Source organism: Parafilimonas sp., from assembly GCF_047606085.1.
GTDB lineage: Bacteria > Bacteroidota > Bacteroidia > Chitinophagales > Chitinophagaceae > Parafilimonas.
This window is the reverse complement of record NZ_JASGEX010000036.1, coordinates 1-4,031: the sequence shown is the minus strand read 5'-3', so window position 1 is coordinate 4,031 and position 4,031 is coordinate 1. Positions and strand designations below refer to the sequence as shown.

The 4,031-nt window shown below is 42.0% G+C and carries 3 protein-coding genes; all 3 read right to left on the bottom strand.

Annotated features, from left to right (window positions below):
* Positions 1-261 precede the first annotated feature (261 nt).
* From purU to QM629_RS03085, 3 genes are read right to left on the bottom strand one after another with little or no spacing between them, the layout of a single operon-like run.
* A complete protein-coding gene (purU, locus tag QM629_RS03095; RefSeq protein ID WP_415157079.1) occupies positions 262-1,089 on the bottom strand; it encodes a formyltetrahydrofolate deformylase in 828 nt (275 codons plus the stop codon).
* A gap of 31 nt (positions 1,090-1,120) precedes the next feature.
* The gene (locus tag QM629_RS03090) at positions 1,121-2,269 is read right to left on the bottom strand and encodes a glycerate kinase (protein ID WP_415157077.1); all 1,149 of its coding nucleotides are present in this window, start codon (positions 2,267-2,269) and stop codon (positions 1,121-1,123) included.
* A 7-nt stretch (positions 2,270-2,276) separates the two neighbouring features.
* On the bottom strand, positions 2,277-3,602 hold the full coding sequence (locus QM629_RS03085) for a GntP family permease (RefSeq protein ID WP_415157075.1): 1,326 nt from the start codon (positions 3,600-3,602) through the stop codon (positions 2,277-2,279).
* Positions 3,603-4,031 lie beyond the last annotated feature (429 nt).

Sequence of the window (4,031 nt, the reverse complement as noted above, 5' to 3'; positions counted from 1 at the left end):
GGCAGACGCATTAAAATTTTAAAGGCATAAAAAGAAGCGTAGCTTCGAAAAAATATTGTAAAAACGGGTTTCAACCCGTTTGAAACCATCAAAATGTTGTTGAGAGCCATCGGCTCGTTACATTATGCACCGTGCCGATGGCACTTATTTCTATGCAAACTCATCTATAACCGTGCTAAAGCACGGCTTTACAAAATTGAATCGAGCCGATGGCTCTTCATAAGAATTTTAATGCATCTGCCCTGAGTTAAATGCAAACATTCATTCAAACACGATGGTTTTATTCTTATACACAAAAACCCGGTCGTTCAGCACAAGCTGCAGTGCTTTTGCCAGTACGGCTGTTTCAATTTCCTTACCTGCATGCATCATGGCTGAAGCGGTAAAAGAATGATCAACCGGAATGATCTGCTGTGCAATGATGGGCCCTTCATCCAAATCATTGGTTACAAAATGCGCCGTAGCGCCAATCAGTTTTACACCACGTTCAAATGCCTTTTTGTAAGGATTAGCACCGATGAATGCAGGTAAAAATGAATGATGGATATTGATGATGCGCATGGCGTAATACCTTACAAAATCCGGCAACAATATGCGCATGAACTTGGCCAAAACAAGATAATCGCAATCGTGTTGGTCAATTATGTTTTTTATGGCTGATTCGAATGCTTCCTTATTTTTTTCCTGATGTGAAACCAGATAAAAAGGCACATCAAAACGGCTGCAAATATTTTCGAGCGTTGTATGATTACCGATAACACACTGCACCGTTGCACCAAGCGTTTTAAAATAATTACGGATGAGAATATCAGCAAGGCAATGGTATTCCTTCGTTACCAGTACAACAATTTTCTTTTCCGGGGAAGGATTAACATGCACGTTTGCATCAGCCGGCAACATATTTACCAATTGTTGATGAAGCGTTTCTGCGTTTTCATAATATGTTGTCTCCAGCCGCATGAAGAAACGGTTCTCTGCCGCATCCACATGCTCACGCATAGCCACTATATTGATGTTATTGGCAGATAGCACGCCCGAAATTGCCGCCACCAGCCCAACCCTGTCTTTACATTGAATTACGATGATCATTACTGTGAAATTGTCAAAGATATAAGCTGCGTTATTCAGTTCTGCTTTTTTGTGATACAGCCAGCAAATTACCGATGATCGTTCCTGTTCTTATTAAGTTAACTGTTGTATGTTGCATGGCAGTTGTAATATCGGCAGCTTCATTGTTTATGGAAAGCAGCACATCAAAATATTCCTGTAAAGCTTTATTGTTTTCCAAAGGCACAATACCTGCAACGCCAATAACAGGAATGTTTTTTTCTTTAGCCTTCTCTGCCACGCCATAAGGCCCTTTGCCCCGGAGGGTTTGCGCATCTATTTTTCCTTCACCGGTTACAACTATATCTGCTTTTTGCAAAGCTTTTTCAAATCCTGTTATGGAAAGAAAATATTCAATTCCGTTAACCAGTTTCGCATTGCAATAAGCTGATAAGCCGGCAGCAACACCGCCTGCCGCACCGCCATGTTTTATGGCCGGCATATCAATACCTGTTTGTTTTAAAGTGATAGCATTAAATGCTATAAGTGCAGCTTCCAGTTTTATAATATCATCATTCGTTGCACCTTTTTGAGGCCCGAATATCTTTGCAGCGCCATTATCGCCAAGCAAAGTATTTTCAACATCGCAAAGCACAACCAGTTCACAGGCTAATATTCTTTTATCAAAACCTGCAACATCAATCGAATTTAATAACGGTAAATCCTGTGGAATGATTTTTATTTCTTTCTCTTTATCATCTAAAAATTTTAAACCCAGCGCCTGTAACATGCCAGCGCCGCCATCAACGGTTGCACTGCCGCCGATGCACAATATTATCCGGCTTACATTTTTATCCAAAGCATGTTGTATCAATTCACCGGTTCCAAATGTTGTTGCCTGCAAAGGATCCAATTCGTTTGTCTTCAGCAATTTTATACCTGATGCATCCGCCAGTTCAATCACAGCCGTTTTATCATTATCAATCAACCCGTAAGCTGTATTTATTTTTCTGCCTAAAGCATCATGCACTTCAGCATGTACAATATTTCCGTTTTGTTTTTGAATGATGAGCGCTGCCGTACCATCTCCGCCATCACCAATTGGAAAATATTCAATAACGCATTGCAGTTTGCTTTGCTGCAAACCTTCGCCAATGGCTTTTGCAACGGCTGTTGCATCGAGGCTGTTTTTAAAAGCATTTGGCGTAATAAGGATATTCATTTTTTGATCAGATAATAAACGACAATAAATAAACGGTGAGCAAGGTAATCAAACCCATTAATGCGGTAGCGATTGAATATACCTTCAGCATGGATTTCATATCAATACTGCTGAATTTGGCTATCACCCAGAAATAAGCATCATTGGCATGAGAGATCATCATGGAGCCTGCGCCCATTGATAATACGCAAAGCAACCGGCCTGTATCTGTTTGCAAGCCAAGCGCAGGCAATAAAGGCTGCACAATGGAAGCGGCTGTAATAATAGCCACCGTTGATGAGCCCTGCGCTGTTTTAAGAATGAACGTAATTAAAAAAGGAAACAAAATGCCAAGCGAACCCAATGGCAACACGCTGCTGAAATGCTCACCAATCTTAGTTGCCACCAGCACTGCACCAAAAGATCCGCCGGCGCCTATTATTACGAGTATGCTACCTGCTTTTTCAGCCGCCTCCTGCAATTGTTTGCTCACAACAGCTTTCGTCCACGCCCGCCCGCAATTGAATGCGAGCAATATGCCTGTTGCAAGCGCTGTTACAGGTTCGCCCAAAATGGAAAAGATTTGTGCCATGTTTGCTTCATTCTTTTCCAATGCAAAAAAAGATTTTAATGCGATTAGAATTATGGGAATAACAACCGGCAAAAACGCCTGTATAACCGATGGCAGCTTTACAGCCGCAGCCGTAACAATCTCCTCTTCCGCTTCAATAAAACCCGTTCGTTTGCCCGCAAACCTGGCCCATATATTCCCAGCGATCATAGCGGGTAATGCAGCAATAATCCCTGTTAATATCAGCCTGCCAAAATCAACATTCATAATACCTGCAGCGCTTGCAGCGCCGGGATGCGGCGGCATTAAACAATGCACTGCATATAAGCCTGTAGATAAAGCAACGCTGGTTATAACCACAGAAACGCCGGCGCGTTTGGCAACAGATTTATTAATGCCGCTTAATACAATAAAACCGGAATCGCAAAATATAGGCATGCCTACAATGAAACCGGTAAGGCTTAATGCAAGCGAAGCATTTTTTTCACCAACCATTTTAAGGATAAACGCAGCCATCACTTTTGTACTGCCGGTATGTTCAAGCAATACGCCAAGCGTTGTTCCTAAAACAATGATCAATCCGAGCGAACGCATAATGTTACCAAAGCCATCCTTAACAGCATTTATAATATCTTCAAAAGGCATTTGCACGCCAAGGCCAACCACAAAGCAGGCTATCAGCAAAGCAAAGAATGCATGTATATGATATTTCGCAGTGAGCAGAACAATAACCGTAATGCCTGCAAGCAAACAAATGATTAATTGGGTGAAACCTGTTGCCATGCCCTTGAAAAAAATTTTTACAAGATAAGGCGAAATGGATTGCGCGGGAGTGCACAAAATAAAGGTTGAGTAATACTTTGAGGCGCCGGGAAAGCCCGAAGGGCTTAAATGTGAATAGCCCTGAGCGCCAGCTCAGGGTAAAAGGCATATATAAGCGAGGCAACCCCGCCTGCGGGGTTTAATGAAGCAGATTAAAGCAGGTATTTTTCGTTAAACGCCACACCGTTTTCAGTAAGCAGCCTTTTGAACTCATCATAGAATGTTTCTTTTTTATGATGCTGCTTTTTATTTTTTATATAATTAATCATTATTGTCCGGATAAAAATTATCGAATCTCTTGAAACCATTTGCCAGAGCGGGTTCTGGCCCCTCTCCTTTGGAGAACTTGTCCCGACCATTCGGGAGGGGTTGGGGTGAGGTCAAACATTG